Annotated in this window: 24 protein-coding genes and 2 tRNA genes; 14 read left to right on the top strand and 12 right to left on the bottom strand. The window is 75.3% G+C overall.

All coding sequences use genetic code 11. The features are described 5' to 3' along the window. Positions 1 to 46 precede the first annotated feature (46 nt). Positions 47 to 1246, bottom strand: coding sequence for an ABC transporter substrate-binding protein (locus tag HOP40_RS15890; RefSeq protein WP_172159331.1), 1200 nt, complete (start codon positions 1244 to 1246; stop codon positions 47 to 49). A 122-nt stretch (positions 1247 to 1368) separates the two neighbouring features. On the opposite strand from HOP40_RS15890, the gene HOP40_RS15885 reads away from it, so the two are divergent. Beyond that, complete coding sequence (locus HOP40_RS15885) at positions 1369 to 2115, top strand: SDR family NAD(P)-dependent oxidoreductase (protein ID WP_172159329.1); 747 nt, start codon at positions 1369 to 1371, stop codon at positions 2113 to 2115. Positions 2116 to 2121: 6 nt separating this feature from the next. On the opposite strand, the gene HOP40_RS15880 is transcribed toward HOP40_RS15885, so the two are convergent. Then, complete coding sequence (locus tag HOP40_RS15880) at positions 2122 to 3159, bottom strand: alcohol dehydrogenase catalytic domain-containing protein (protein WP_240157703.1); 1038 nt, start codon at positions 3157 to 3159, stop codon at positions 2122 to 2124. Positions 3160 to 3327: 168 nt separating this feature from the next. On the opposite strand from HOP40_RS15880, the gene HOP40_RS15875 reads away from it, so the two are divergent. Together HOP40_RS15875 and HOP40_RS15870 are read left to right on the top strand one after the other, a co-directional pair. Next, positions 3328 to 6498, top strand: coding sequence for an AfsR/SARP family transcriptional regulator (locus HOP40_RS15875; RefSeq protein ID WP_172159327.1), 3171 nt, complete (start codon positions 3328 to 3330; stop codon positions 6496 to 6498). Between the two features lie 44 nt (positions 6499 to 6542). Then, the gene (locus tag HOP40_RS15870; protein ID WP_172159325.1) at positions 6543 to 6812 is read left to right on the top strand and encodes a hypothetical protein; all 270 of its coding nucleotides are present in this window, start codon (positions 6543 to 6545) and stop codon (positions 6810 to 6812) included. A 237-nt stretch (positions 6813 to 7049) separates the two neighbouring features. On the opposite strand, the gene HOP40_RS15865 is transcribed toward HOP40_RS15870, so the two are convergent. Both HOP40_RS15865 and HOP40_RS15860 read right to left on the bottom strand, forming a co-directional pair. After that, a complete protein-coding gene (locus HOP40_RS15865) occupies positions 7050 to 7916 on the bottom strand; it encodes an NmrA/HSCARG family protein (RefSeq protein WP_172159323.1) in 867 nt (288 codons plus the stop codon). Positions 7917 to 8100: 184 nt separating this feature from the next. Then, positions 8101 to 8174 (bottom strand) — tRNA-Gly (locus tag HOP40_RS15860). 168 nt (positions 8175 to 8342) lie between these two features. Here HOP40_RS15860 and HOP40_RS15855 point away from each other — a divergent pair. The 7 genes from HOP40_RS15855 (at position 8343) to HOP40_RS15825 (ending at position 12814) form a co-directional block, all read left to right on the top strand. Continuing rightward, positions 8343 to 8419, top strand: a tRNA-Pro gene (locus HOP40_RS15855). A gap of 25 nt (positions 8420 to 8444) precedes the next feature. Next, entirely contained in the window at positions 8445 to 8807 is a 363-nt protein-coding gene (locus HOP40_RS15850) for a nuclear transport factor 2 family protein (protein ID WP_172159320.1), read from the top strand. 655 nt (positions 8808 to 9462) lie between these two features. Next, positions 9463 to 9927: a toxin-antitoxin system HicB family antitoxin gene (locus tag HOP40_RS15845; protein ID WP_172159318.1), complete on the top strand. Its 465-nt coding sequence runs from the start codon at positions 9463 to 9465 to the stop codon at positions 9925 to 9927. Between the two features lie 39 nt (positions 9928 to 9966). Continuing rightward, complete coding sequence (locus HOP40_RS15840) at positions 9967 to 10815, top strand: DUF4097 family beta strand repeat-containing protein (protein ID WP_172159316.1); 849 nt, start codon at positions 9967 to 9969, stop codon at positions 10813 to 10815. Between the two features lie 94 nt (positions 10816 to 10909). Further along, on the top strand, positions 10910 to 11392 hold the full coding sequence (locus tag HOP40_RS15835; RefSeq protein ID WP_172159314.1) for a VOC family protein: 483 nt from the start codon (positions 10910 to 10912) through the stop codon (positions 11390 to 11392). 55 nt (positions 11393 to 11447) lie between these two features. Then, positions 11448 to 12452 (top strand): sigma-70 family RNA polymerase sigma factor, encoded by a 1005-nt coding sequence (locus HOP40_RS15830; RefSeq protein WP_240157702.1) that lies wholly within the window; start codon positions 11448 to 11450, stop codon positions 12450 to 12452. 164 nt (positions 12453 to 12616) lie between these two features. Continuing rightward, entirely contained in the window at positions 12617 to 12814 is a 198-nt protein-coding gene (locus HOP40_RS15825; protein ID WP_172159310.1) for a hypothetical protein, read from the top strand. An 8-nt stretch (positions 12815 to 12822) separates the two neighbouring features. Here the strand turns inward: HOP40_RS15825 and HOP40_RS15820 are convergent, their stop codons facing one another. From HOP40_RS15820 to HOP40_RS15810, 3 genes are all read right to left on the bottom strand, one after another. Then, positions 12823 to 12975: a hypothetical protein gene (locus tag HOP40_RS15820; RefSeq protein ID WP_172159308.1), complete on the bottom strand. Its 153-nt coding sequence runs from the start codon at positions 12973 to 12975 to the stop codon at positions 12823 to 12825. A 202-nt stretch (positions 12976 to 13177) separates the two neighbouring features. Then, the gene (locus HOP40_RS15815; protein WP_172159306.1) at positions 13178 to 13990 is read right to left on the bottom strand and encodes an Fpg/Nei family DNA glycosylase; all 813 of its coding nucleotides are present in this window, start codon (positions 13988 to 13990) and stop codon (positions 13178 to 13180) included. Next, positions 13983 to 14456 (bottom strand): ribose-5-phosphate isomerase, encoded by a 474-nt coding sequence (locus HOP40_RS15810; protein WP_172159304.1) that lies wholly within the window; start codon positions 14454 to 14456, stop codon positions 13983 to 13985. The genes HOP40_RS15815 and HOP40_RS15810 overlap by 8 nt, the downstream gene beginning before the upstream one ends. A 17-nt stretch (positions 14457 to 14473) precedes the next feature. Between HOP40_RS15810 and HOP40_RS15805 the strand changes: the two genes are divergently transcribed. Further along, entirely contained in the window at positions 14474 to 15142 is a 669-nt protein-coding gene (locus HOP40_RS15805) for a DUF429 domain-containing protein (protein WP_172159302.1), read from the top strand. A gap of 73 nt (positions 15143 to 15215) precedes the next feature. Here HOP40_RS15805 and HOP40_RS15800 read toward each other — a convergent pair whose 3' ends face one another. Next, positions 15216 to 15803 (bottom strand): DUF937 domain-containing protein, encoded by a 588-nt coding sequence (locus HOP40_RS15800; RefSeq protein ID WP_172159300.1) that lies wholly within the window; start codon positions 15801 to 15803, stop codon positions 15216 to 15218. A gap of 61 nt (positions 15804 to 15864) precedes the next feature. After that, positions 15865 to 17091 carry an AI-2E family transporter gene (locus tag HOP40_RS15795; protein ID WP_172159298.1) on the bottom strand — a complete coding sequence of 409 codons (1227 nt, stop codon included), beginning with the start codon at positions 17089 to 17091 and terminating at the stop codon, positions 15865 to 15867. A gap of 165 nt (positions 17092 to 17256) precedes the next feature. Between HOP40_RS15795 and HOP40_RS15790 the strand changes: the two genes are divergently transcribed. The 3 genes from HOP40_RS15790 to HOP40_RS15780 are packed head-to-tail and all read left to right on the top strand — an operon-like array spanning position 17257 to position 20545. Next, positions 17257 to 19107 carry an ABC transporter ATP-binding protein gene (locus HOP40_RS15790; RefSeq protein WP_240157791.1) on the top strand — a complete coding sequence of 617 codons (1851 nt, stop codon included), beginning with the start codon at positions 17257 to 17259 and terminating at the stop codon, positions 19105 to 19107. Continuing rightward, positions 19104 to 19829, top strand: a complete 726-nt coding sequence (locus tag HOP40_RS15785) for a 2-phosphosulfolactate phosphatase (protein WP_172159294.1) — start codon at positions 19104 to 19106, stop codon at positions 19827 to 19829. Before HOP40_RS15790 ends, HOP40_RS15785 begins: the two co-directional genes overlap by 4 nt. Continuing rightward, complete coding sequence (locus HOP40_RS15780) at positions 19826 to 20545, top strand: MBL fold metallo-hydrolase (protein ID WP_172159292.1); 720 nt, start codon at positions 19826 to 19828, stop codon at positions 20543 to 20545. The genes HOP40_RS15785 and HOP40_RS15780 overlap by 4 nt, the downstream gene beginning before the upstream one ends. A gap of 14 nt (positions 20546 to 20559) precedes the next feature. Here the strand turns inward: HOP40_RS15780 and HOP40_RS15775 are convergent, their stop codons facing one another. The 3 genes from HOP40_RS15775 to HOP40_RS15765 are packed head-to-tail and all read right to left on the bottom strand — an operon-like array spanning position 20560 to position 22253. Beyond that, the gene (locus tag HOP40_RS15775) at positions 20560 to 20979 is read right to left on the bottom strand and encodes a QcrA and Rieske domain-containing protein (RefSeq protein WP_172159290.1); all 420 of its coding nucleotides are present in this window, start codon (positions 20977 to 20979) and stop codon (positions 20560 to 20562) included. Positions 20980 to 20988: 9 nt separating this feature from the next. After that, positions 20989 to 21594, bottom strand: a complete 606-nt coding sequence (locus tag HOP40_RS15770) for a DUF6529 family protein (protein WP_172159288.1) — start codon at positions 21592 to 21594, stop codon at positions 20989 to 20991. Beyond that, the gene (locus tag HOP40_RS15765; protein WP_172153784.1) at positions 21591 to 22253 is read right to left on the bottom strand and encodes a hypothetical protein; all 663 of its coding nucleotides are present in this window, start codon (positions 22251 to 22253) and stop codon (positions 21591 to 21593) included. Before HOP40_RS15765 ends, HOP40_RS15770 begins: the two co-directional genes overlap by 4 nt. Positions 22254 to 22380 lie beyond the last annotated feature (127 nt).

The following is a 22380-nucleotide window of genomic DNA, read 5'->3' as shown; positions in this document are numbered from 1 at the left end:
GCCACCGCGGGCGGGGCGGGGTGCACCTCGTGGGCGTCCACCGGCCTCAGCTCCGGTCCGGCGCGCTGACGAAGTCGCCCTCGGCGTTCCACTGCCCGTCCCGGACGGTCACCCGCTGCACGTCCCGGGTGCCCACGTGCTGGTCCGCGGAGAAGGACATGGTGGGGGCCACCCCGGTGTCCACGGCGGAGGCGCCGCGGTAGGCCTCGACGATCGACTCGGCCGTGACCGGGCCCTGGATCGTCTTCACCACCTCGGCGAACACGGCGGCGTTCGCGTAGCCGAGCAGCGTGGAGAAGTCCGCGGGCTGGCTGGGCGCGTAGGTCGCCATGACCTCGCGGAACTGCTGCATCGCCGGGCTCTGGTCGGTGGGCGCCCGCACCAGCGAGACCGCCCGGAACCCCTCCGCCGCCGCGCCCGCCAGCGTCACGGTCGTGCTCGACGCGGTGGGCGAGTAGCCGTAGGTGGGCAGCGTGACGCCCTGCAGCTGGGCCGCCTTGAGGTAGGCCGCGGCCTCGGGGGCGGGGAGGATCAGCATCACGGCGTCGCCACCCGCGGCCTCGACCTGGCTGACCGCCGGGGCGAAGTCGGTGGTGCCGAGCTTGACCGGCACCGCGGTCGTGGTCGTGGACCCGTCCGCGCGGGTCGCCGCCGGGCCGATCTGGGCGGCGACGTCCGCGAAGGCCTTGGGGTCGTCGTGCACCACGACGAGCCTGCGCGCGCCGGACTCGACGGCCCACTGGGCCATCGCCGCGGCCTGGTCCTCGTACAGCGTCTGGGTCCCGAACAGCAGCGGTCGCGGCGGGTCGTACCAGGCGGCGATGCCGCCGTAGTGGTCGACGATCGGGACCTCCGACTGCTCGAGGACGAACGGGAAGGCCGCCTCGGACGGCGCGACGCCGTTGGCGTTGACGATGGCGACGACCTCGTCCTGCCCGATCAGCGCCCGCGCTGCCTGCACGGTCTGCTGCGGGTCGTAGGCGTTGTCCTTGACGATCCAGTCCACCTGCCGTCCGTTGATGCCGCCGTTCTCGTTCAACCAGCTGAAGTAGGCCTTGGCCCCCTCCATCTGCGGCACCCCGGAGGCGGCCTGTGCACCGGTGAGCGGGATCCAGGCGCCGATCGTGATCGGGCCGGACCCGTCGTCACCGGGAGCGGCGGACTGTGGTCCGCCGCCGCAGGCGGCCAGTACCAGGGCGAGGACCGCGGCGAGGACCGCGAGCACCCCTGTGCGTCGATCGAGCATCTCTACTCCCTTGGAGAGGATTTAACTGAGACGAGTTCAGTTCAGGTTGGGAACCGTAGGCCGGAGTGGCGTCCCCCACAAGACGGCAGTAGGATGAACTGACCTCAGTTCGAAGGAGTTCCATGCGACGACTCGACGACCGACGCGTGCTGCTGACCGGCGCCACCGGTGGCCTCGGCACGGCGATCGCGACCCGACTGGCGGCCGAGGGCGCCTCGGTCGCACTGACCGACCTCGACCCGGCGGCCTGCGCGGCGCTCGCCGACCGCCTCGACGGGGAGACCGTCGCGCTGGGACTCGACGTGGCCGACGAGGACGGGTGGCAGCGGACGGTCGCGGCGGTGCACGAGCGGTGGGGCGCGATCCACGCACTGGTCAACAACGCCGGGATCGGCAGCCTGGCGACCGTCGAGGACGAGGACCGCACGCGCTGGGACCAGGTCGTCGACGTCGACCAGACCGGCACCTGGCTGGGGATGAAGCACGTGGGGCCGCTCATCGAGCGCAGCGGTGGCGGCGCGATCGTCAACATCGCCTCGGTCCTGGGCGCCACCGGCGGCCTCGCGAACAGCGTCGCCTACGCCGCGGCGAAGGGCGCGGTCCGCGCGATGACCATGAACGCGGCGCTGCACTGGGCCACCCGCGGGGTCCGGGTCAACTCCGTCGTCCCGGGGTTCATCGGCACGGCGCAGCTGCAGGAGCGCTTCGGCGGCACCGAGCGGCACGCGGCGATGCTGGCGAACACCCCGATGCGACGGCTCGGGAGACCGGCCGACGTCGCCGCCGCCGTGGCCTTCCTGGCGAGCGACGACTCCGCCTACACGACCGGTTCCGAGGTCTTCGTCGACGGGGGCTGGTCCGCCCGCTGAACGGGGTCAGGCCCGGTCCGGCACCAGCACCGCCCGCCCGACGATCGCGCCGCGGCGCAGCTCGTCGAACGCCTCCTCGGCCTCCCCCAGCCCGAAGGTCCGCGTCCGGGCCCGGACCGCCCCGGCCCGCGCGAGCTCGACGACCTCGACCAGCTCCTTCCGCGAACCCCAGAACGGCAGCCGGATCCCCGCACCCGAGGGCAGGGGACCCGGCTTGGTGACCGGCAGGACGCCGCCCCCGCTCCCGACGACGACGAGCTCCCCCGCCGTGCGCAGCAGCACCGCCACCAGGTCGAGACTCGACTGGACCGCGGCGAAGTCGAGCACCGCGTCGGCTCCGCGCCCGCCGGACGCGCCGCGGACCGCCGCCTCGGCACCCGCGGGAGCGACGGCCACGTCAGCACCGGCCCACCGTCCCAGGTCCAGGGCCTCCTCCCGGGTGTCCACGGCCACGATGCGCGACGCTCCGGCCGCGCGCAGGATCCCGATCGCCAGGTGCCCCAGGCCGCCGACCCCGATGACGACGGCGACCGACCCGGCGGCCGCGAGCGCGTCCCGACACCCCTCGACGGCGTGGAACGAGGTGAGCCCCGCGTCGGTCAGCGTGGCGGCCAGTGCCGGATCCAGCCCGTCCGCCGCGACCAGTCGCTCCTGCCCGACGACGAGGGCCGCGGCCATTCCCCCGTCGACCCCCAGCCCGACGCCCGCGGCCGGCAGGGTGCGGCGCTCGTCGCAGTAGTTCGTCCGGCCCTGCACGCACCGCGGACAGCGCCCGCAGCCCACCGGGGCGTGGACCACGACCTGGGCCCCGACCGCCGGCCCCTCGACCCCGGCACCCAGCGCCGCCACCCGGCCGCAGATCTCGTGGCCGAGGGTGAACGGCAGCGCCCACGCGGCACCTGCGCCGTGGTCGACGACGTGGAGGTCGGAGTGGCAGATCCCCACCGCGAGCACGTCGAGCCGCACCTGTCCCGGACCGGGCTCCGGCACGCCGACGTCGACGAGCGCGGCTCTGCCTGGTTCCACCATCCGGTACGCGAGCACTGCGGATCCTTCCTCGAGGCCAGGTGTGCACCTCCACCCTAAGGCCTGAAATGAACTCAGTTGTGTGCATCTCCCGCTGCCGTACGGACAGCATCGGACGGAGCCGGGGCACCGCGGCTGCGGAGTACGCTCCCGGACCCGGGGCTCGTCCGCGTGGAGGTGCTGACCGTGCTCGAGGTCCGGCTGCTCGGGGATCAGGGGATCACAGCAGGGCGTGCCTCGGACGTCCGACCGGTCTCGTCGCGCACGATCGCGCTGCTGGCCCACCTCGTCCTCCACGCGGACGTGCCGCAGTTCCGGCAGCGTCTCGCGGTCCTCTTCTGGCCCGACTCGGGCGGGGCGCAGGCGCGCACGAACCTGCGACGTGAGTTGCACGACCTGCGTGCGGCCCTCGGGGACGACGCGCCGTTGGCGGTCGGTCCGACGACGCTCGTCTGGCACGACGTGCCGTCGTGCCGGGTGGACGTCCTCGTGTTCCGCCGTGAGCGGAACGCGGCGTCGGCGGCCCGGTCGGCCGGGGACCGGGAGGCCGTGCGGAGCCACGCCGACGCGGCGCTGCAGGCGTACCGGGGCGACCTCCTGCCCGCGATGGACGACGAGTGGGTGATCGACGAACGGGAACGGCTGCGCCGGGACTGCCTGGAGGTCTGCGATCTCGCGATCGCGGCCGAGCGGGAGTGCGGGGACGTGGCCGGCGCCGTGCGGATCGCCCGTCGCCGGATCCGGCTCGAGCCGCTCGAGGAGGCGGGGTACCGCGCCCTGATGGCGGTGCACCTGGAGTCCGGGGACGTCGGGGCGGCGGTCAGCACCTACCACCGGTGCGCCGCCGTCCTCGAGCAGGAGCTCGGCGTCCGGCCCGGGGCGCAGACCACCGCGGTCGTCGCCCGGCTGCTCGACGACGGCGCCGGACCCCGGGCACGCGCCGTGGAGGTGGGCCGTCCCGGCAGGGTCACCGGACTCGTCGGCCGGGACCGCGAGCTGCAGTCCCTGCTGCGGCAGTGGGAGCACGCCGCCGGCGGCGGGGGTGCCGGGCTCGTGGCGGTGGCCGGAGAGGCGGGCGTCGGGAAGAGCAGGCTGGTCGCCGAACTGGCGGCCGTCCTGCGCAGCGGTGGCGTCGCGGCGGCCACGACGCGCTGCTTCGGCACCTCGGGGCGGCTGCCCCTGGCCCCGGTGGCGGAGTGGTTGCGCAGCAGCGCGCTGCAGGACGGCGTGCGCCGGCTGGACCCGGTGTGGCAGGTCGAGGTCGACCGGCTCGTTCCTCGCCCGGGCCGGCCGGGCCGGGGGTCCGGCTCGGTCCGCGCGCGCCCGGCGGGCGCATCCCGCGCCGCGGCGGACGCCTGGCGGCGGCACCGGTTCTTCGAGGGGCTGGGCCGCGCCGTGCTGTCCGCGGAACGTCCCGTCCTCCTGGTGCTCGACGACCTGCACTGGTGCGACCCGGAGACCACCGCGTGGTTGACCTTCCTGCTCGGTCTCGCCGGCCGCGCACCCCTGCTGGTCGCCGCGACCGTGCGACCGGAGGAGGTCGAGCACAACGAGGACGCCTCCACGATGCTGTCGTCGATGCGCTCGGACGGGCGTGCCACGGTGCTCCGCCTGGCTCCGCTCGACCCGGCGGGCACCGCCGAGCTCGCCCGCTCGGTCCTGGGCCGTCCGGTCGGGCCCGGCGAGCAGGCGCTGCTGCACGGCACCACCGGGGGCTACCCGCTGTTCGTCGTGGAGGCCGCCCGCACCCTGCCGGACGACCCGACGGGCGCGGAGCAGCCGCTGGGGGCCGCCGACCTCGACGCCGTCCTGGTGCGCCGCCTGGAGCAGGCCTCGCCCACCGCCCGGCAGGTGGCGGGGCTCGCCGCGGCGGTGGGGCGGGACTTCGGCCTCGACCTGCTCGGGCAGGCGTGCGACCTCGACCCCGAACTGCTGGTGCGGGCGGTCGACGAGCTGTGGCGCCGCCGGATCCTGCGGGAGCAGGGCGGCGAGTACGACTTCTCCCACGACCTCCTGCGCGACGCCGCCTACTCCTCGGTCAGCCCACCGCGCCGGTGGCTGCTGCACCGGCGTCTGGCGCAGGGGCTGGAGGTCCTGCACGCGGGGCACCTCGACGACGTCGCCGCCCAGCTCGCCGAGCAGTACGACCGCGGCGGGCGCCCCGACCACGCCCTGTCGTACTCGGTCCGCGCGGCCGGGACCGCAGCGGAGGTCTTCGCGTACGGCGAGGCGATCCGGCACTACCGGCGCTGCCTGGACGTCCTCGGCCGGCGCAGGGCCGGACGCGACCGCGACGGGCGCGAGCTCGAGATCCTGCAGGCGATGCTGGCCCCGCTCGCCGCGCTCCGCGGGTTCTCCTCCGACGAGCTGCAGTCGATGCTCGAACGCTGCGTCGGGCTCGCCGACCGGCTCGACCGGCCGGAGGCGCTGCTGCGCGGCCTGATCGGCCTGTACGGCGCGCGGTTCGTGCAGGGCCACATCGTCGAGGCGCACGGGCTGGCGACGCGGGCGCTCGAACTCGGCGTCGCGGACCCCGTGCTGCTCGGGCAGGCGCACTACGCGTTCGCGGGAACGGCCGCCAGCCTGGGGCTACCGGCCACCGCGGTCGAGCACTTCGAGCTCTCGCGCACCCTGCTGGACGACGAGGTCTCGCTCCTGCTCGGGCTGCGTCCCGACCTGCACGCCCAGGCGTGGTCGGCGCACTCCCACTGGCTGCTCGGCGACGACGAGCAGGCGGCGTTCCGGTCCGCCGACGCGGTCGAGGGCGGACGCGCCTCCCACCACCCCTTCAGCCTCGCCGTGTGCCTCGCCTACGCCGGTCTCACGCACCAGCTGCGCGACGACGCGGTGGCCCTCGCGCCCGTCGTCGGCGAACTGCTCGAGCTGTGCCGGCGCTACGGGTTCGCCTACTACCTGCACTGGGCCACGATGCTCGACGGCTGGCTGACCGGGGGCGAGGCCGGAGCCGCGCGCATCGAGGAGGGGCTCGACGGGCTGCGGTCGCTGGGGGCGCACACCCGCATGCCGTACTGGCTGGCCCTGCTCGCGCAGACGCTCCTCGGCGCCGGGCGGCGCGATGCCGCGCGGGCCGTCCTCGACGCCGCACGGTCGAGCGCCGAGCAGCGGGACGACCTGTGGTGGCTCCCGGAGGTGCTCCGGCTGATGGCGGGGCTGGAGTCGGGTCCGACCGCGGTCGGCCTGCTCCGCCACGCGGTGGACCTCGCCGCGGCCCAGGGAAGTCGGACGCTGCACGCACGGTGCTGCTCCGACCTCGCGGCGCTGGGCGTGGAGGTCGACCCGTCGGCCACCGCGGACGGGCGACGCGACGCGAACGGTCTGCGAACGCCGGGGCCCTAACCTCACCCGGACCGAGCCCGAGCCGGCCCGACGAGGAGCACGCGGTGACGATCAGACTGTTCCCGGCACCACCCCCGCTGTCCGGTGACGCACCCGCCCTCGACTACGGGGACCGCGCTCGATGTCTGGCGGCCGCCCATCGTGCGCGGCGGACGTACCCGGGCCCACTGGGCGAACTGGTCGCGCGGGAGCTGACGTCCTACGCCGAGTTCGGGCACCGCTTCGGTGACGGGCTGATCCCGCGGCTGGTGGCCGCGGTGCTGTCCGAGCACGTCGACTCCGCATCGGAGCCGGGCTCCGGCCCGCGTGCGTGAGTCCGCGTCGACGGTCCTCATTGCAGGAAAGCCACGTTCACGCAACGGCGTTGCGTGAACGTGGCTTTCCTGCAAGTCGGGGACGGGCCGAGGTCCGACGGTGGGCGGCCGCAGGACCGGATCAGCCCCGCGACCTCACCATCGGCGCCGAACCGCCACGATCGGTCCGCGCCTGTGCACTCGACCGCACGCCGGTGGGCCGCCTCCTGGGTGGCCACGATCCCCGGCGCGTCGGGGCTAGGCGTTGTTCGGCTCCACCCGCTGCTGGTGCAGCCAGGCCTCCACGCTGAGAGCGGCGGGATGGATGGCTCGGGCCACGCCGAGATCCGCGTCGAAACCGGTCGCTCGAAGCCAGCGCCACAGTGCGACGGTGTCTGCCGAGAACCGCTGGAGCATCCAGACGGGCATCGGGAAGCGTCGGGGGTTCCGCCCGTGCACGCGGGCGTAGATGTGGCGGCACTCGTCGAGGGATCGGCGGTCCGCGGCGAGCGTCAGGTCCCCTCCGAGGTAGCGCTGCGGATCGGCGAACACCTTCGCGGCGATCACCCCGAGGTCCCGGCAGGACAGCCACAGGACCTCGAACGAGCCGCCCGCGATCCTGGGCCAGACGTGCCAGACGCCCGCCGCGGGGTAGAACGCCGGGTCGGTCATCAGCTCCATGAAGGCGGTCGGGCGGAGCACCGTGACGGGCACCTCGAGCTCGCGCAGGCGCTGCTCGACGTCGAGCTTGGACTCCCACGACCCGATCCCGGTGCCCCGCTCGCCCGTCCCCGCGGACGCGTACACCAGGTGCTGCACATCGGCCCGCTCGGCAGCCTCGGCGACCTTGCAGCCTTGTCGGATCTCGCCCGCGAGGCCGCTGATCTGGGGGTTCTGCACGCTGTAGACCCCGTGGACGCCGGCGAACGCGCGGTCCAAGGCCGCGGGGTCCTCCATGTCGGCCGGCACCATCTCGGCGCCGAGCACCGCGAGCGCTCGGGCCCGCTCGCTTTCCGGGTCGCGGGTCAGCCCCCGCACCCGCCACCCGTCGGCGAGCAGGGCCCGCGCAACGGCACTGCCCTGGCGACCGGTCGCTCCGGTCACGGCGACGATTCCGCGGTCCATCTCGACGCTCCCCCGGCGGGGCGGTACCTCCGGTGTGGAGGCTGCGCGCATGATCTCCATCCCGGCGTGGGATGGCAACCCTCCACCGGGCTGCGTCAGTCCAGGCTGTGTGAGTCGCCGAGCACGGCCCGTCTCACGTGCAGGGCCGCAGCGTCGTGGTCAGGACGGGAGCCCTGGTCGAACGTGGAGCGGGCGACGGGAATCGAACCCGCGTAGCTAGTTTGGAAGACTAGGGCTCTACCATTGAGCTACGCCCGCGTGCCCGGTAGAACCGGACGTCGTCACTCTAGCGGACGCCTCCCCTGCCGGTTCCCGGCAGCGCCCCTCCTCCGCTCAGGGGTGTTGTGTGCCGGTCTGTCCGGTATCGGCCGCAGAGCAGCGACCGGCGGGGCGGAGAGTGCGGCGATCGGCTTACACTCGCGCCGACGGGGTGTGGCGCAGCTTGGTAGCGCACTCGCTTTGGGAGCGAGGGGCCGTGGGTTCAAATCCCGCCACCCCGACCAGGTCAGGGAACGGGACGATCCGGTGGTGACCGACGACCCCGACCTCCAGGACGTCATCGCTCGCGAGCGGCGGCTGCACGACCCTGCCGTGCGGCGGGCGCCGGAGGTCGCCGGTGAGCTCCTCGACCCGGACTTCCGCGAGTTCGGCGCGTCCGGGCGCGTGTGGGACCGGGCGTCGATCCTCGCGATGATGGCCTCCTCCGACGACGGCCCCCCGGTCGTCGCCGACGAGTGGTGCGCGACCCGCCTCGCCGACGACGTCGTCCTGCTCACCTACCGCACCCGCCGCGCAGACCGCACAGCGCTGCGCAGCTCGCTCTGGCGCCGGAGCGGTGGCGGTCCGTGGCGCGTGGTCTTCCACCAGGCCACCGTGCAGCCGGTGAGCTGACCTCCGCACACCGGTTCTGCTTCCGCACACCACCTGCAACCGGTGTGCGGCGCACGGGACCGGTGCGCCGCGGGCTCAAGCCACCCGCGCGAGGAACGCGAGCGCCCGTTCCACCACCAGGTCGGTGGCCGCCGCGTCGTGCACGGGCAGCTCGCGTCGGTGAACAGGTGGGCGTCGCCGGGGTGGAGGAGGAGCTCCACCTCCGCGACGTCGGCGGCGAGCGCGCGGGCCACGTCGACGTCACCCGGCTCGTCGCCCTCCATCGTGTGGACCTGCGCCGGGAGCCCGGGCAGCCACCCCCCGAACTCCGACGGCGGGACGCAGCCGTGCAGCAGCAGCGCGCCGCGGACGCCGGGGCGGGTTGGGCGATCTGCTGCGCGGGCAGGACGCCGAGGGACAGGCCGACGGTCACCAGCGCGTCGGGCAGCGGCTCGACGGCGAGGCGGCCGCGCTCCACGACGTCAGCTCCCGCGCGCGTTCCCTGCTCCCGCGCGCCCCAGGGGCCTCGCGGGAGCAGGTTCGGCGCGCGGGACCCGGATCCGCGCGCCGGACGCGGGGCGGCGCGGGGCGGCGAGGGGCGGCGAGGGGGTCGGACCGCTGTGGCGGGCCGGCAGCACCGGTTGCCATGGCGCCATTCAGGCGCCACAATGGCGCCGTGGACCTCACCCCCTACGTCGACGCGCTGCGCCGCGAGCTCGCGGTCGTCGCCGACGCCGGCGGCGAGGAGGCGCGGGCGCTGACCGAGCGCCTCACCGCCGCGCTCGACGCCGCCGTCCGCCTGACGCTGCTCGAGGCCCTGTCGGGGGCTGCGGCCGAGATCACCCGCGACCTGGCGCCCGGATCGGTCGACCTCCGCCTGCGCGGGCGGGAGCCCTCGTTCGTCGTCACGGCCCCATCTGGCGCCACGGTGGCGCCACCGGCCGTGGAACCGGGCGACGACGCCGCCTCCGCCCGGATCAACTTCCGGCTGCCCGAGAACCTCAAGGCCCGCATCGAGGCGGCCGCCGCGGCCGAGGGCCTGTCGGTCAACGCCTGGCTCGGCCGCGCCGCGGCCGCGGCCGTCGAACCCGAGCGCCGCACGCACCGCGGCACCCAGCGCTACACCGGCTGGGTCCGCTAGCAGCCCCACCCGCCACGGCCGAGACCCAGGAGGCGCCCCATGCCCGTCTTCGACACGCCCCGCCCGATCACCGTCGCGCTCGACGTCCCGTCCGCGGAGGTACGGGTCGCCGCGGGCGAGCGCGCCGAGACCGTGGTCGATGTGCGGGCGAGCGACCCGTCCGACCCCGTCGCCGCCGAGTCCGCCGCGGGCGCCCGGATCACGCTCGACGACGGCGTCCTCACCGTCTCGGTGCCCGCGCAGCGCCGCCGCGGGCTGCGCGACCTGTTCCGCACCGGCTCCGTCGAGGTCACGATCGACCTCCCCGCCGGGTCCGGGCTGCGCGGCACCGTCGGCGGCGGGCTGAGCGCCACCGGTCGCCTCGGGGACTGCCGGCTGCGCACCACCGACGGCGAGATCGAGCTGGAGGAGGCGGGGGCGCTGCACCTCACCGCGTCGAGCGGCGGCATCGACGTCGACCGCGCCACCGGCACCACGGAGATCACCGGACGGGACGGCGACATCCGCGTCGGCTCCGTCGAGGGCGCCGCCACCATCCGGAACACCGACGGCGAGATCACCGTCGGCCAGGTCACCGGCGCGCTGCGGCTCGTGGGCGTCGACGGGGAGATCGACGTGGAGCGCGCCCTGGGCGACGTCGACGCCCGGACCGCGCACGGCGGCGTCCGCATCGGCGAGGTGGTGCGCGGCACGGTCTCCCTGACCACCGCCTACGGCGAGCTCGACATCGGCATCCGCCGCGGCACCGCCGCCTGGCTCGACCTCGACTCCGCCGAGGGCGAGGTGCACAACGGCCTCGACGCGACCGACGGCCCCGCCACCGGGGAGGACACGGTCGAGGTGCGCGCCCGCACCTCCGGCGGCGACATCCACGTGCACCGCTCCTGAGGAAGGCGCCCGGCCGACCGATGATTCCGGGGCCGCGCCGTCGTCCATCCTCCGTACGCACCCACGCAGCACGACCGCGAGATGGAGGAGTCCGATGCCCACCACCGTCCCCTGCCTGTGGTTCGACCACGGCGTCGCCGAGCAGGCCGCGGCGTTCTACGTCTCGGTGTTCCCGAACTCGGCGGTCGGCACCGTCACCCGGTACGGCCCGGACACGCCCGGCCCCGAGGGCGGCGTGATGACCGTCGAGTTCACGCTCGACGGGCAGCCCTACATCGGCCTCAACGGCGGCGACCAGTTCCGCTTCAGCGAGGCGATCTCGTTCCAGATCCGCTGCTCGGGGCAGGAGGAGGCCGACCACTACTGGGACGCGCTGTCCGACGGCGGCCAGGAGGGCCCGTGCGGCTGGGTGACCGACAGGTTCGGGGTGTCCTGGCAGGTCGACCCGGTGGAGCTGCACGAGCTGGTCGAGGACCCCGACCGCGAGCGGGCGGAGCGCGCCGTGCAGGCGATGCTGCGCATGGGCCGCATCGACATCGCCGAGCTGCGCCGCGCCGCCGACGCCGTCCCGGCCTGAGGCGGCTCCGGATATGACGGCCGTACTGTCGGAGCCCGGTTGTAGGGTCGCCCGCGTGACGACCACCACGGATCGCGGCGACGTCCGTCCCGAGGAGATGGAGCAGTACCGGCGCGAGCTCACCGGCTACTGCTACCGGATGCTGGGCTCCTCCTTCGAGGCCGACGACGCCGTCCAGGAGACGCTCGTGCGGGCGTGGCGCAAGGCCGACGGCTTCGAGGGGCGCTCGGCGGTGCGGTCGTGGCTCTACCGCATCGCCACGAACGTCTGCCTCGACATGCTGCGCAGCAGCAAGCGGCGGGCGCGGCCGGTCGACCTGGGGCCGTCGTCGCTGGTGGAGGAGTTCACGCGGAGCACCCGCTCGGAGTACGAGTGGGTGGGGCCGGTGCCCGACGAGCGCGTGCTGCCCACCACGGCCGACCCCGCCGAGCTCACGGCGGCGCGGGAGAGCATCAAGCTCGCGTTCGTCGCGGCGCTGCAGCACCTGCCCGCCCGCCAGCGGTCGGTGCTCATCCTGCGCGAGGTCCTCGCCTGGCAGGCCAGCGAGGTGGCGGAGCTGCTGGAGACGTCCGTGGCGTCGGTCAACAGCGCGCTGCAGCGGGCCCGCGCCACGCTGGCCGCGCGCGACGTCGCGCAGACCGAGCCCGTCACCGCCGACCAGCAGGTGCTGCTCACCCGCTACCTCACGGCGTTCGAGAGCTACGACATCCCGGCGCTGGTCTCGCTGCTCCACGAGGACGCCGTCCTGTCCATGCCGCCCTACGAGCTGTGGCTGCAGGGGCGCGACCAGCTGGCGGAGTGGTTCGTCGGTCCGGGCAGCGGCTGCCGCGGCTCCCGGTTGCTCCCCGTCACGGGCAACGGCCTGCACGGCTTCGGCTCCTACCGCCCCGACGGGCAGGGCGGCCACGCCCCGTGGGGCATCCAGCTGCTGGAGTTCCGGGGCGACCGGATCGCCGCGCAGCACAGCTTCATCGACGCGAAGCTGTTCCCCGAGTTCGGCCTGCCGACCCACCTCGCCCCCGGGCAGCCGTGGCCGGCGCCCGCCCCGTCCGCGTCCTGACGGAGCACTGCTGACCCGTCCGGGGAGCGGCCCTGCCGCCGCCCGGGTGGTCGCCGGTGCGCGGCGCTGCGCACATCGGTGGAACCCGGCGCGCGACCCGAACCGGAAGCCCCGTCCCGCGCGGACGAGGTGGACTGGAGTCGGGTGCAACTCGGGGAGTCGGTATGCCGAAGGACCTGTTCACGGAGTGCGCCGACGAGCTCGCGGCGTCGCCGGACCTCGTCGCGCAGCTGCTCGTCGAGCACTCCGCTGATCCCGACGGGTGGTGCCGCGGCCACAGCGCGCACCGCGAGCGCCACCCCTGCTCCATCCGCCGGCTGGCCGAGCTCGCCGGCGGTCCCTCACCCGCAGTAGCGGTGTAGCGGCCAGGTCAGGCCGCGGCGTCCCAGCGCCACTGCTCGGTCATGTCTCCCGTGCAGTCGGGGCAGGGCACGGCGACCCCGCCGTCGACCCCGGCCAGCTCCACGTCGATCCCGCAGTCGGTGCAGGCCCACCAGACCGTCGTGCTCGTCAGTGCGTCCATGCCCCCGATGGTAAATGACACCCCTGTCATTCGCGCCTCCGTCACTGCGCGTGCGTAACGGAACGATCATCGGCACCGACTCTCCCGCTGTGGCGCGGGCTTCCCGCGCCACGGCGCCGGTGGCGGCCCCCCTCCCGCCACCGGCCGGGTCCGCGTCGTCCGTGCCCGGACGACGCGGACCCACCTCACCGGGGCCGGGGGCTCAGGCCGCGGGCTGGCAGGTCGGGCACCAGAACAGGTTGCGGGCGAGGTGGCGCTCGTGGGCGATCGGCGTGCCGCAGACCAGGCAGGGCCGCCCGGTGCGGCGGTAGGCGTAGACCTTGCGGGCGCACAGCGCGCCGCGGTCGGGGGCGTCGAGCATGCGGGGGTCGTCCTCGGGCCGCAGCGTCTCGATCTTGCCGCGCTTCACGCCGTCGCGGAGCATCTCGACGAGGTCGGCCCACAGCGCGTCCCAGGTGGGACGGTCGAGCGCCTTCCCCGGCAGCTGGGGGTCGAGGCCGAGCCGGAACAGCGCCTCGGCCCGGTAGACGTTGCCGACGCCGGCGATGACCGTCTGGTCCATGAGCAGCGTGGCCAGCGGCGCGCGGGAGCGGGAGATGCGGGCCCAGGCGCGGTCGGGGTCGGCGTCGGGGCGCAGCGGGTCGGCGCCCAGGCGGTCGTGGATCGCGTCGACCTCGGCGTCGGTGATCAGCTCGCAGGCCGTGGGGCCGCGCAGGTCGGCGTAGTGCGTCGGCCCGACCATGCGCATCCGCACGAGCCCGCGCGGCGGGTCGACGGGCGTCCGCACGTCGCTGAACGTGCCGTAGAGCCCGAGGTGGACGTGCACGACGAGGTCGGGGCCGTAGTGGTGGAACAGGTGCTTGCCGTGGGCCTCGGTGCGCTCCAGCATCCGCCCGTCGACGATCTCGGCGCTGGTCGCGAACCGGCCCTGCGGGCTGGAGACCTCCACCGGCTTCCCCACGAAGCGGCGCCGGTGGGTGCGGGCGAGGCGGTGGAGCGTGTGTCCCTCAGGCATGCGGCAGGGCGGGGGCCTCGCCCGATCTCTCGTACTCGGCGAGCATCTCGATGCGCCGCGCGTGGCGCGGGTTCTCGGAGAACGGCGTGGTCAGGAACGTCTCGACGATCGCCAGCGCCTCCTCGAGGATGTGCATCCGCGCCCCGATCGCGACGACCTGCGCGTCGTTGTGCTCGCGGGCGAGCTTCGCGGTCTCGTCGTTGTAGGCCAGCGCGGCGCGGCAGCCGGGGACCTTGTTGGCCGCGATCTGCTCGCCGTTGCCGGAGCCGCCGATGACGACGCCGAGGCTCTCGCCGTCCTCGACCGTGCGCAGCGCCGTCTCGACGCAGTAGGGCGGGTAGTCGTCGTCGGGGTCGTAGGTGGCCGGGCCGACGTCGATCGGCTCCAGGCCCAGGGTGGTCAGGTGCTCCACCAGCTTCGCCTTGAGCTCGAAGCCGGCGTGGTCGGAACCCAGGTAGACGCGCACGGGCACAATCGTGCCCCATGAGCGCGGTGGCCGGGGTGGACGGGGTTCCCGGCGGCTGGGTCGTGGCCCGGGTCGAGGACGGGCGCGTCGGCTGGGCGGTGTGCGCGGACGCCGCCGCGGTGCTCGTCGCGACCGCCGGATGCGCGGCGGTGGGCGTCGACATCCCGCTGGGGCTGACCGCCGGGCCGGAGCCCCGCGCGTGCGACGTCGCGACGGCGCGGGCGCTGGGCCGGGCGCGGTCGTCGGTGTTCCCGGCGCCGCCGCGCGCGGTGCTGCAGGCGCCGACCCACGCCGCGGCCTGCGTGGTCGCCCGGGAGCTGACCGGCCGCGCGATCAGCCTGCAGAGCTTCCACATCGGCCCGAAGATCCTCGACTGGGACGCGCTGCCCGACCGGCCCGCGCACGTCGTCGAGGTGCACCCGGAGCTCGCGCTGCGCCGGATCGCGCCCGATGTGGCGTTCGCGCCGAAGAAGTCGGCGCGCGGCGCGGGGCAGCGCGTGGCGGCGCTGCACCGCTGGCTCGACGCGCCCGCCGCCCTGGCCGACCTGCCCGCCGGGGCGCGGCTGGACGACGTGCTCGACGCGCTGGCTGCGGCGTGGTCGGCGCGGCGGTACGCGGACGGGGCGGCGGAGGTGCTGGGCGCGGAGGTCGACGACCGGGGGCGGCCGATGAGGGTGGTGGTGTAGCTCCCTTTGCTCTGGACACCGATACGCACCGCCTTCGGTGGTGCGTATCGGTGCTCAGAGCAAAGGCGGCGGGCTACTTGCGGCCGCCGCCCAGCAGCCCGCCGAGCAGGTCGCCGATGTTCGGGGCGCTGCCGGAACCGCCGCCGGCGAGCACACCGCCGAGGATGCCGCCCAGCACGTCACCGATGCCGCCGCCGCCCGCGGGGGCCTGCGGGGCGGGCGCGGGGGTGGGGGCCGGGGCCGCCGCCGCGCCGCCCGTGAGCTTCGACGCGATCCACGACATGACGATCGGCGCGAGGATCGGCAGCAGCTTCGCGATCAGCTCCTGGCCCACCTGCCCGCCGAGCGGCCCCGTGCTGCCCAGCTGCTGCACGACCTGACCGCGGTTGGCGCCGAACACGTGCCCGACGATCTTGTCGCCCTGCACGGTGTCGACCTGCCCGAGGTCGACGCCGCCGTCGACCAGCCCGGAGTCGTGCTGCTGCACCGCGCTCGCGAACGACGACGCGCCGCCGGGGTCGTCGGTGTTGGCCTGGATCCCGCCGAGCAGTGCGGGCAGCGCCTGGCGCGTGGCCTGCTCGGCCGTCGTCTCGTCGACGCCGAGCCGATCGGCCAGCAGGCCCATCGGGATCTGCGCCAGGATCTCGTCCACAGGGCTCATGAGGGCCGCCTTCTCGAGGGGCCACCCCCTCGGGTGGCGACGCCGGGCAGCCTAGCGGTGATCATTCCCGCTTCTCGACGACCGGTTCCGGCTCGACCTCGCCGTCCCTCGCAGCGGCCGCCCGCTCGTCCTCCGGCGGCGTCGGGCCGTCGGTGTAGGTGGCCGGGCCCGGGTCGGGCATCGAGGCGGCCTCCGTGCCGGCGACGCCCGCGCGCTCGTCGATCCGCTCCCCCATGTACCGGATGACGACCGCCCCGGCCGCCGCCGCCGGGACCGCGAGGAACGCACCGGCGATGCCGTAGAGCGTGCTGCCGCCGGTGACCGCGAGCAGGACCACGGCCGAGTGCAGGCCGAGGCTGCGCGACTGCAGGATCGGCTGCAGGACGTTGCCCTCGATCTGCTGCACCGCGACGATGATCGCCAGAACGATCAGCGCGGTCGTGAAGCCGTTGCTGACCAGCGCGACCAGCACGCCCAGCACACCCGCGACGATCGCCCCGACGATCGGGACGAACCCACCGAGGAAGGTGAGCACGGCCAGCGGCAGAGCGAGCGGGACGCCGAGGACCAGCAGCCCGGCACCGATGAGGACCGCGTCGGCGAAGGCGACGATCGCCTGCGTGCGGATGAAGTCGCCGACCGTCTTCCAGATCCGGCGCAGCACCTCGGCGATGTGGCCCCCCGCGCCGTCGCCCGCGACGGTCCGGACCCAGGGCAGGAAGCGCGGCCCGTCCTTGACGAACAGGAACGCGAGCACCAGCGTCAGCAGGGCCGTGACGACGCCGGACGCGACGCTGCCGGCACCGGTCACGACGCTCGTGGCGATCGTCGACACGCTCTGCTGCAGCTGCGCCGTGGCCTGCCGGACGTACTCGTCGAGCTGGCTCTGGGCGAGGTTGAGCGGGGGCCCCGACAGCCACTGCTGGATGGCCTGGATGCCGCTGGTGGCGCTGGCGGCGATCTGGCCGATGCTGCCCGAGACCGACGTGCCGATCAGCGTGACCAGCCCGGCGAGCACGATGATCCCGCCCAGCAGGACCGTGCCGGCGGCGACCGCGGGCGGGAACCTGTGCCGGCGCAGGAAGGCCGTGGGCGGCCACAGCACCGTCGCCAGGATCACGGCGAGCAGCGTCGGCAGCACCACCGACCACAGCGCCCCGATCAGCAGCCACAGCAGCACCGAGCCCGCCGCGACGAGCAGCAGCCGCAGGCTCCACCGGGCCGCCCAGCTCACCCCGTCACCGATCGCGGTGCCGCGCCCGCGGTTGGTCCCGTCCGTCGTCGTCACGGCGACAGGTTCTCAGAGATCGGCCACCCGCGACGGATGGGATTGACCTGCACCGCGGTTCAACTCCTAGCGTCGGCGCCGGAACTGTCGGTGGTTCCCGCCACACTGGCGCGACGACGGACGGGGAGCGGCACGATGAGCATGGAGATGGTGGCCTGGACCTCGATGTACCAGGCCGCGCACGCGCACGACGAGCGCCGCGCGTTCTCGCGGGCCACGCTGCGGCGGATCGCGGGGTTCGCGCGGCCGCACCGGCGCCGGCTCGCGCTGTTCCTCGTGCTCAGCGTCGTGGGCGCCGCGCTGGGGGTGGCCACGCCGGTGCTGGCCGGGCGGGTCGTCGACGCGATCGTCGGCGGGGGTCCGGCGAGTGCGGTCGTCGGGCTCGCTGGGCTGATCGCGGTCATCGCGGTGGCCGTCGCCGGGCTCGGGGTGGTGCAGCGGTGGCTGTCGTCCACGCTGGGCGAGGGGCTGATCCTCGACCTGCGGGCCGCGGTGTTCGACCACGTCCAGCGCCAGCCCGTCGCGTTCTTCACGCGCACCCGCACCGGTGCGCTGGTCAGCCGGCTCAACAACGACGTCATCGGCGCGCAGCGGGCGTTCAGCGACACGCTGTCCGGGGTCGCGGGCAACGTCGTCACGCTCGCGCTCACGCTCGGGGTGATGCTGACGCTGTCGTGGCAGGTCACGCTGCTCGCGCTGGTGCTGCTGCCGGTGTTCGTGATCCCCGCGCGGCGGGTGGGGCGGCGCCTCGCGGCGCTGCAGCGCGAGGCCGCCGAGCACGACGCACGGATGGGCACGCAGATGACGGAGCGGTTCTCCGCGCCCGGGGCCACGCTCGTCAAGCTGTTCGGGCGGCCGTCGGAGGAGACGGCGGAGTTCGTGGCGCGGGCGGCGCGGGTGCGCGACATCGGCGTCCGCACGGCGATGGTCCAGTGGGTCTTCGTCACGGCGCTGACGCTGGTCTCGGCGCTCGCTCTCGCGCTGGTCTACGGCCTCGGCGGCTACCTGGCACTCACCGGCGGCATGGCCACCGGCGACGTCGTCGCGCTGTCGCTGCTGATCACCGGCCTGTACGCCCCGCTCACGGCACTGGCCGGGGCCCGGCTCGACGTCATGACGGCGCTGGTCAGCTTCGAGCGGGTCTTCGAGATCCTCGACCTGCCGCCGCTCATCGCCGAGCCCGCCGATCCAGCGCCGCTGCCCGACGGGCCGCTGTCGGTGGAGTTCGACGCGGTGCGCTTCGGCTACCCCTCGGCCGACAAGGTGTCGCTGGCGTCGCTGGAGGAGGTGGCCCAGCTCGACGCGCGCGGCGGCGAGGAGGTGCTGCACGAGGTGTCGTTCCACGCGCCGGCCGGGCAGATGATCGCGCTGGTGGGCTCGTCGGGGGCCGGCAAGTCGACGATCGCGCAGCTGCTCCCCCGGCTCTACGACGTCGACTCGGGCGCGGTGCGGGTCGGCGGGGTCGACGTGCGCGACCTCTCGTTCGACGCGCTGCGCGCCGCGATCGGACTGGTCACGCAGGACGGGCACCTGTTCCACGAGTCGATCCGGTCGAACCTGCTGCTGGCCCGTCCCGGCGCGAGCGAGGACGAGATCTGGTCGGCGCTGCGCCGGGCACGGCTGGCCGACCTCATCGCCTCGCTGCCCGACGGTCTCGACACGGTGGTCGGCGAGCGCGGCTACCGGCTGTCGGGCGGGGAGCGCCAGCGGCTCACGATCGCGCGCCTGCTGCTGGTCTCGCCCCGGGTGGTGGTGCTCGACGAGGCCACCGCCCACCTCGACTCCACCTCCGAGGCCGCGGTGCAGGAGGCGCTGGCCGAGGCGCTGGAGGGCCGCACCGCGCTGGTCATCGCGCACCGCCTGTCGACGATCCGCGCGGCCGACCAGATCCTCGTCCTGGAGGCCGGGCGGGTGGTGGAGCGGGGCACGCACGTCGAGCTGCTGGCCCGCGGGGGTCGCTACGCCGAGCTGCATCGCACCCAGTTCGCCGAGCCGGTGGCTACCGTCGCCGGGTGAGCGTCCGCCCCGAGCACCGCCAGCAGGCCCACCGCGTCCGTCTGGAGTGGGGCGTCGAGGGTGCCGCGCTGCTCGCGGCGGAGTGCGCGGCCGTCGTCGTGGTCGACGTGCTGTCGTTCTGCACGGCCGTCGACGTCGCCGTCGGGCGCGGGGCGTCGGTGCTGCCGCAGCGGGGGTCGAGCGCGGGGGCGGTCGACGAGGCGGCCGCGCGGGCGGCGGGGGCCGAGCCCGCGGCCGACCGGCGCGGGCCCGGCCCGTCGCTGCGGCCGTCGTCGCTGGTCGGGCTGGCGCCCGGCACCCGGCTGGCGCTCGCCTCGCCCAACGGCGCGACGCTGTGCGCGGCCGTCGGGCCGGGCGTCGCGCTGTTCGCGGGGTGCCTGCGCAACGCCTCCGCCGTGGCCGCGGCGCTGCGGGAGGTCGACGGGCCGGTCGGCCTCGTGCCCGCGGGCGAGCGGTGGCCGGACGGCGCGATGCGCGTCGCCGTCGAGGACGCGCTGGGCGCCGGGGCGATCGCGGCGGCGCTCGACGACCGCTCCCCCGAGGCCGACGCCGCCGTCGACCTGTTCCTCGCGGCGCGCGCCCGCGGCCTGCGCGGGGTGCTGGGGCGGCTGGCCTCCGGGCTGGAGCTGGAGGCCGACGGGTTCGGCGCCGACGTCGACCTGGCCGCGGAGCTCGACGCGAGCGGTACCGCCCCGCGGCGCGTCGACGGGTTCCTCGCGTGAGCGGGCGGTGGATCGAGGTCGGCGACGGGGTGCTGGCCCGGCGCTACGCCGAGCTCGACCTCACGGTGGGGCTGGTGGTCGGCGCCGAGCGGGCCCTGGTCGTCGACACGCGCGGCGACGTCCGGCAGGGCGCGGAGTGGGCGGCGGCGGTGCGGGCGGTGACGGTGCTGCCGCTGGTCGTCGCGATCACCCACGCGCACTTCGACCACTGCTTCGGCACCGCCGCGTTCCTGCCGTGCCCGGTGCACGCCCACCCCGCCTGCCGGGAGGCGGTCCTCGCGACGGCCGCGGCGCAGCGGGCGGAGTGGTCGGCGTACTACCGCGAGCGCGGCGACGCGGCGACCGCCGCCGCGCTCGCCGGCACCGATCCCCCGCTGCCCGACCACCCGCTGCCCGACCACCCGCTGCCCGACCACCCGCTGCCCGACCGCGCCGCCCCCGCGGTGCTCGACCTCGGCGGGCGGACGGTCGCGCTCCTGCACCCCGGCCGCGGCCACACCGACCACGACCTGGTGGTGCACGTCGACGACGTGGTGTTCGCGGGCGACCTCGTCGAGCAGGGCGCCCCGCCGTCGGTCGGGCCGGACTCGGTGGTGGCGGAGTGGCCCGCCACCCTCGACGCCCTGCTCGCCCTGGGGCCGCGGGTGGTGGTGCCGGGGCACGGCGACCCGGTGGAGCCCGAGTTCGTCGCCGCGCAGCGGGACGGGCTGCGGTAGGCGGGTGGGCCGGGTCAGGCCAGCGTGATCGTCCCGTCCACCACCGCGACCGCCTTCTCCGGCAGCGGGGAGGGGGCCGGGCCGCCGGTCACCGTGCCGTCGAGGGCGAAGCTGCTGCCGTGGCAGGTGCAGTGGATCGTGCCGTCGGTGACGTCGGCGACCACGCAGCCCTGGTGGGTGCAGGTGGCGGAGAAGGCGCGGATGGTGCCGGCCTCGGGCTGGGTCAGGACGACGTCCTGCGCCGCCAGGATGATGCCGCCGCCGACGGGGACGTCCGCGACGGCCGCGAGCGCGGCCCCGGTGGGGGCCGGGGCGGCGGCCGCGGCCCGCCCGGGGCCGTAGCCGGCGCACCCGGCGAGCGCGGCGCAGGCCGCCCCGCACAGGAGGGCGCGACGGCCCACGGCGGCGATCGGCAGGGGAAGCGGGGTGCTCATCGTCGACTCCTAGAAGCTCAGGCCGGAGGTGGTGAAGAACCAGACCGAGGACGTCAGCCAGAGGGCGACGAGCGCGGTGAACACGGCCCCGCCGAACACCGGCAGGGCCCACTTCGGCGTGCCGGACCGCTGCAGCAGCAGCATCTTGGCCACGAACACGCCGTAGAAGAAGCAGCCGAACAGCGAGTGCACGAGCACCCGCGGCTCGCCGGACTGGAAGCCGAGCGCGTAGAGGCAGTGGACCGCGACCGGCACCGTCAGCAGCACGGCGAGGCGGCCCGACCAGCGGTGCACCGTGCCGGTCCAGGACGGGGCGGTGACCCGCGGGAAGCGCCCGTACATCAGCAGGGCCGAGAGCAGCTGCACCAGGGCCAGCGCGAAGGCGGCGGTCGCCAGCCACGCCTTCGCCGCCGTGCCGCTGGAGAAGCCGCCGAGGTTGACCGCGAAGAACGTCGGCTCGTGGATCCGCCCGTAGACGCCGAGACCGACGGCGACGAGCGCCCCGATCCCGGCGGCGACGAGCCAGCCGGCCCGCGGGGCCGGTGCGGGAGCCGGCGCGGGAGGGGGCACCGCCGGGCCCGGCTGCGTCCCGGGGTCGGTGTACGGCGAGCTCATCGCACGACCCCCTCGGACGCGCCGTCCACCACGGTGACGGTGACGGGCGCGCCGTCCAGCACGACCGCGTCCGGCGCGGACGGGTCGAGCGCCGGAGCGTCGACGACCTCGCCCGCGGCCCGCGCACCGCCGGTCACCGTGCCGTCGACGGAGATCCAGCCGATGCGGGTGGCGACGCCGTCGACGTTGGCGCGGCCGTCGTAGAGACCGTCCGGCGCCTGCACGACCTTCGCCGCGAACGGCCACGTCCCGCCCCCGGCGGTCACCGAGCCCAGCGCCGCGGTCGCGTCGACGGTGCCGGTGAGCACCGCGCCGTCGGCGCCCTCCAGCGCCAGCGCGGAGCCGGTGAGGGTGCCCTCCAGCCAGGCCTCGACCTGCTCGCCGTCGCACACGTAGGCGACGGCCCGGCCGTCCTTGACGGCGATCGCGACCGTCACCTCGTTCCCCGACGACCGCCCGGCCCACACGGACTCGGCGACGGCGGGCGGGTCGGGCACGACGGCGACGGGCTCGGCGGCGGGTGCGGCGGCCGGTGCCGCGGCGGCCGCGGGGGCGGGCGGCGGCGCCTGCCCCGGATCGCTGAGCACGTCGACGGCCAGCAGCGCGCCGCCGAGCGCGGCGACCGCCCCGAGCGTCAGCAGTGGTGCGTACCTGGTCATCGGGGGTCCCCTCGGGTGCGTCGGACGGTGCCCGCACACGGTCCCGCCCCGGCGCCCGCCGCAGCAGGCACGACGACCGGTGCGAACCGGTACGCAGACACAGAGCGGAGCGGGGAGCCTGCGATAC

Source organism: Pseudonocardia broussonetiae (assembly GCF_013155125.1).
In the GTDB taxonomy this organism is placed as follows: Bacteria; Actinomycetota; Actinomycetes; order Mycobacteriales; family Pseudonocardiaceae; genus Pseudonocardia; species Pseudonocardia broussonetiae.
Note: the sequence above shows the minus strand (reverse complement) of the source record. Positions and strands in the feature narration are given on the sequence as shown.

Excerpts from the sequence above, each read along its gene's own strand:
- HOP40_RS15835 (WP_172159314.1), top strand. The coding sequence starts at position 10,910 with ATGCCCACCACCGTCCCCTGCCTGTGGTTCGACCACGGCGTCGCCGAG.
- HOP40_RS15790 (WP_240157791.1), top strand. The coding sequence starts at position 17,257 with ATGTACCAGGCCGCGCACGCGCACGACGAGCGCCGCGCGTTCTCGCGG.
- HOP40_RS15805 (WP_172159302.1), top strand. The coding sequence starts at position 14,474 with ATGAGCGCGGTGGCCGGGGTGGACGGGGTTCCCGGCGGCTGGGTCGTG.
- HOP40_RS15815 (WP_172159306.1), bottom strand. The coding sequence starts at position 13,990 with ATGCCTGAGGGACACACGCTCCACCGCCTCGCCCGCACCCACCGGCGC.
- HOP40_RS15890 (WP_172159331.1), bottom strand. The coding sequence starts at position 1,246 with ATGCTCGATCGACGCACAGGGGTGCTCGCGGTCCTCGCCGCGGTCCTC.
- HOP40_RS15825 (WP_172159310.1), top strand. The coding sequence starts at position 12,617 with ATGCCGAAGGACCTGTTCACGGAGTGCGCCGACGAGCTCGCGGCGTCG.
- HOP40_RS15820 (WP_172159308.1), bottom strand. The coding sequence starts at position 12,975 with ATGGACGCACTGACGAGCACGACGGTCTGGTGGGCCTGCACCGACTGC.
- HOP40_RS15840 (WP_172159316.1), top strand. The coding sequence starts at position 9,967 with ATGCCCGTCTTCGACACGCCCCGCCCGATCACCGTCGCGCTCGACGTC.
- HOP40_RS15800 (WP_172159300.1), bottom strand. The coding sequence starts at position 15,803 with ATGAGCCCTGTGGACGAGATCCTGGCGCAGATCCCGATGGGCCTGCTG.
- HOP40_RS15885 (WP_172159329.1), top strand. The coding sequence starts at position 1,369 with ATGCGACGACTCGACGACCGACGCGTGCTGCTGACCGGCGCCACCGGT.
- HOP40_RS15765 (WP_172153784.1), bottom strand. The coding sequence starts at position 22,253 with ATGACCAGGTACGCACCACTGCTGACGCTCGGGGCGGTCGCCGCGCTC.
- HOP40_RS15770 (WP_172159288.1), bottom strand. The coding sequence starts at position 21,594 with ATGAGCTCGCCGTACACCGACCCCGGGACGCAGCCGGGCCCGGCGGTG.
- HOP40_RS15775 (WP_172159290.1), bottom strand. The coding sequence starts at position 20,979 with ATGAGCACCCCGCTTCCCCTGCCGATCGCCGCCGTGGGCCGTCGCGCC.
- HOP40_RS15865 (WP_172159323.1), bottom strand. The coding sequence starts at position 7,916 with ATGGACCGCGGAATCGTCGCCGTGACCGGAGCGACCGGTCGCCAGGGC.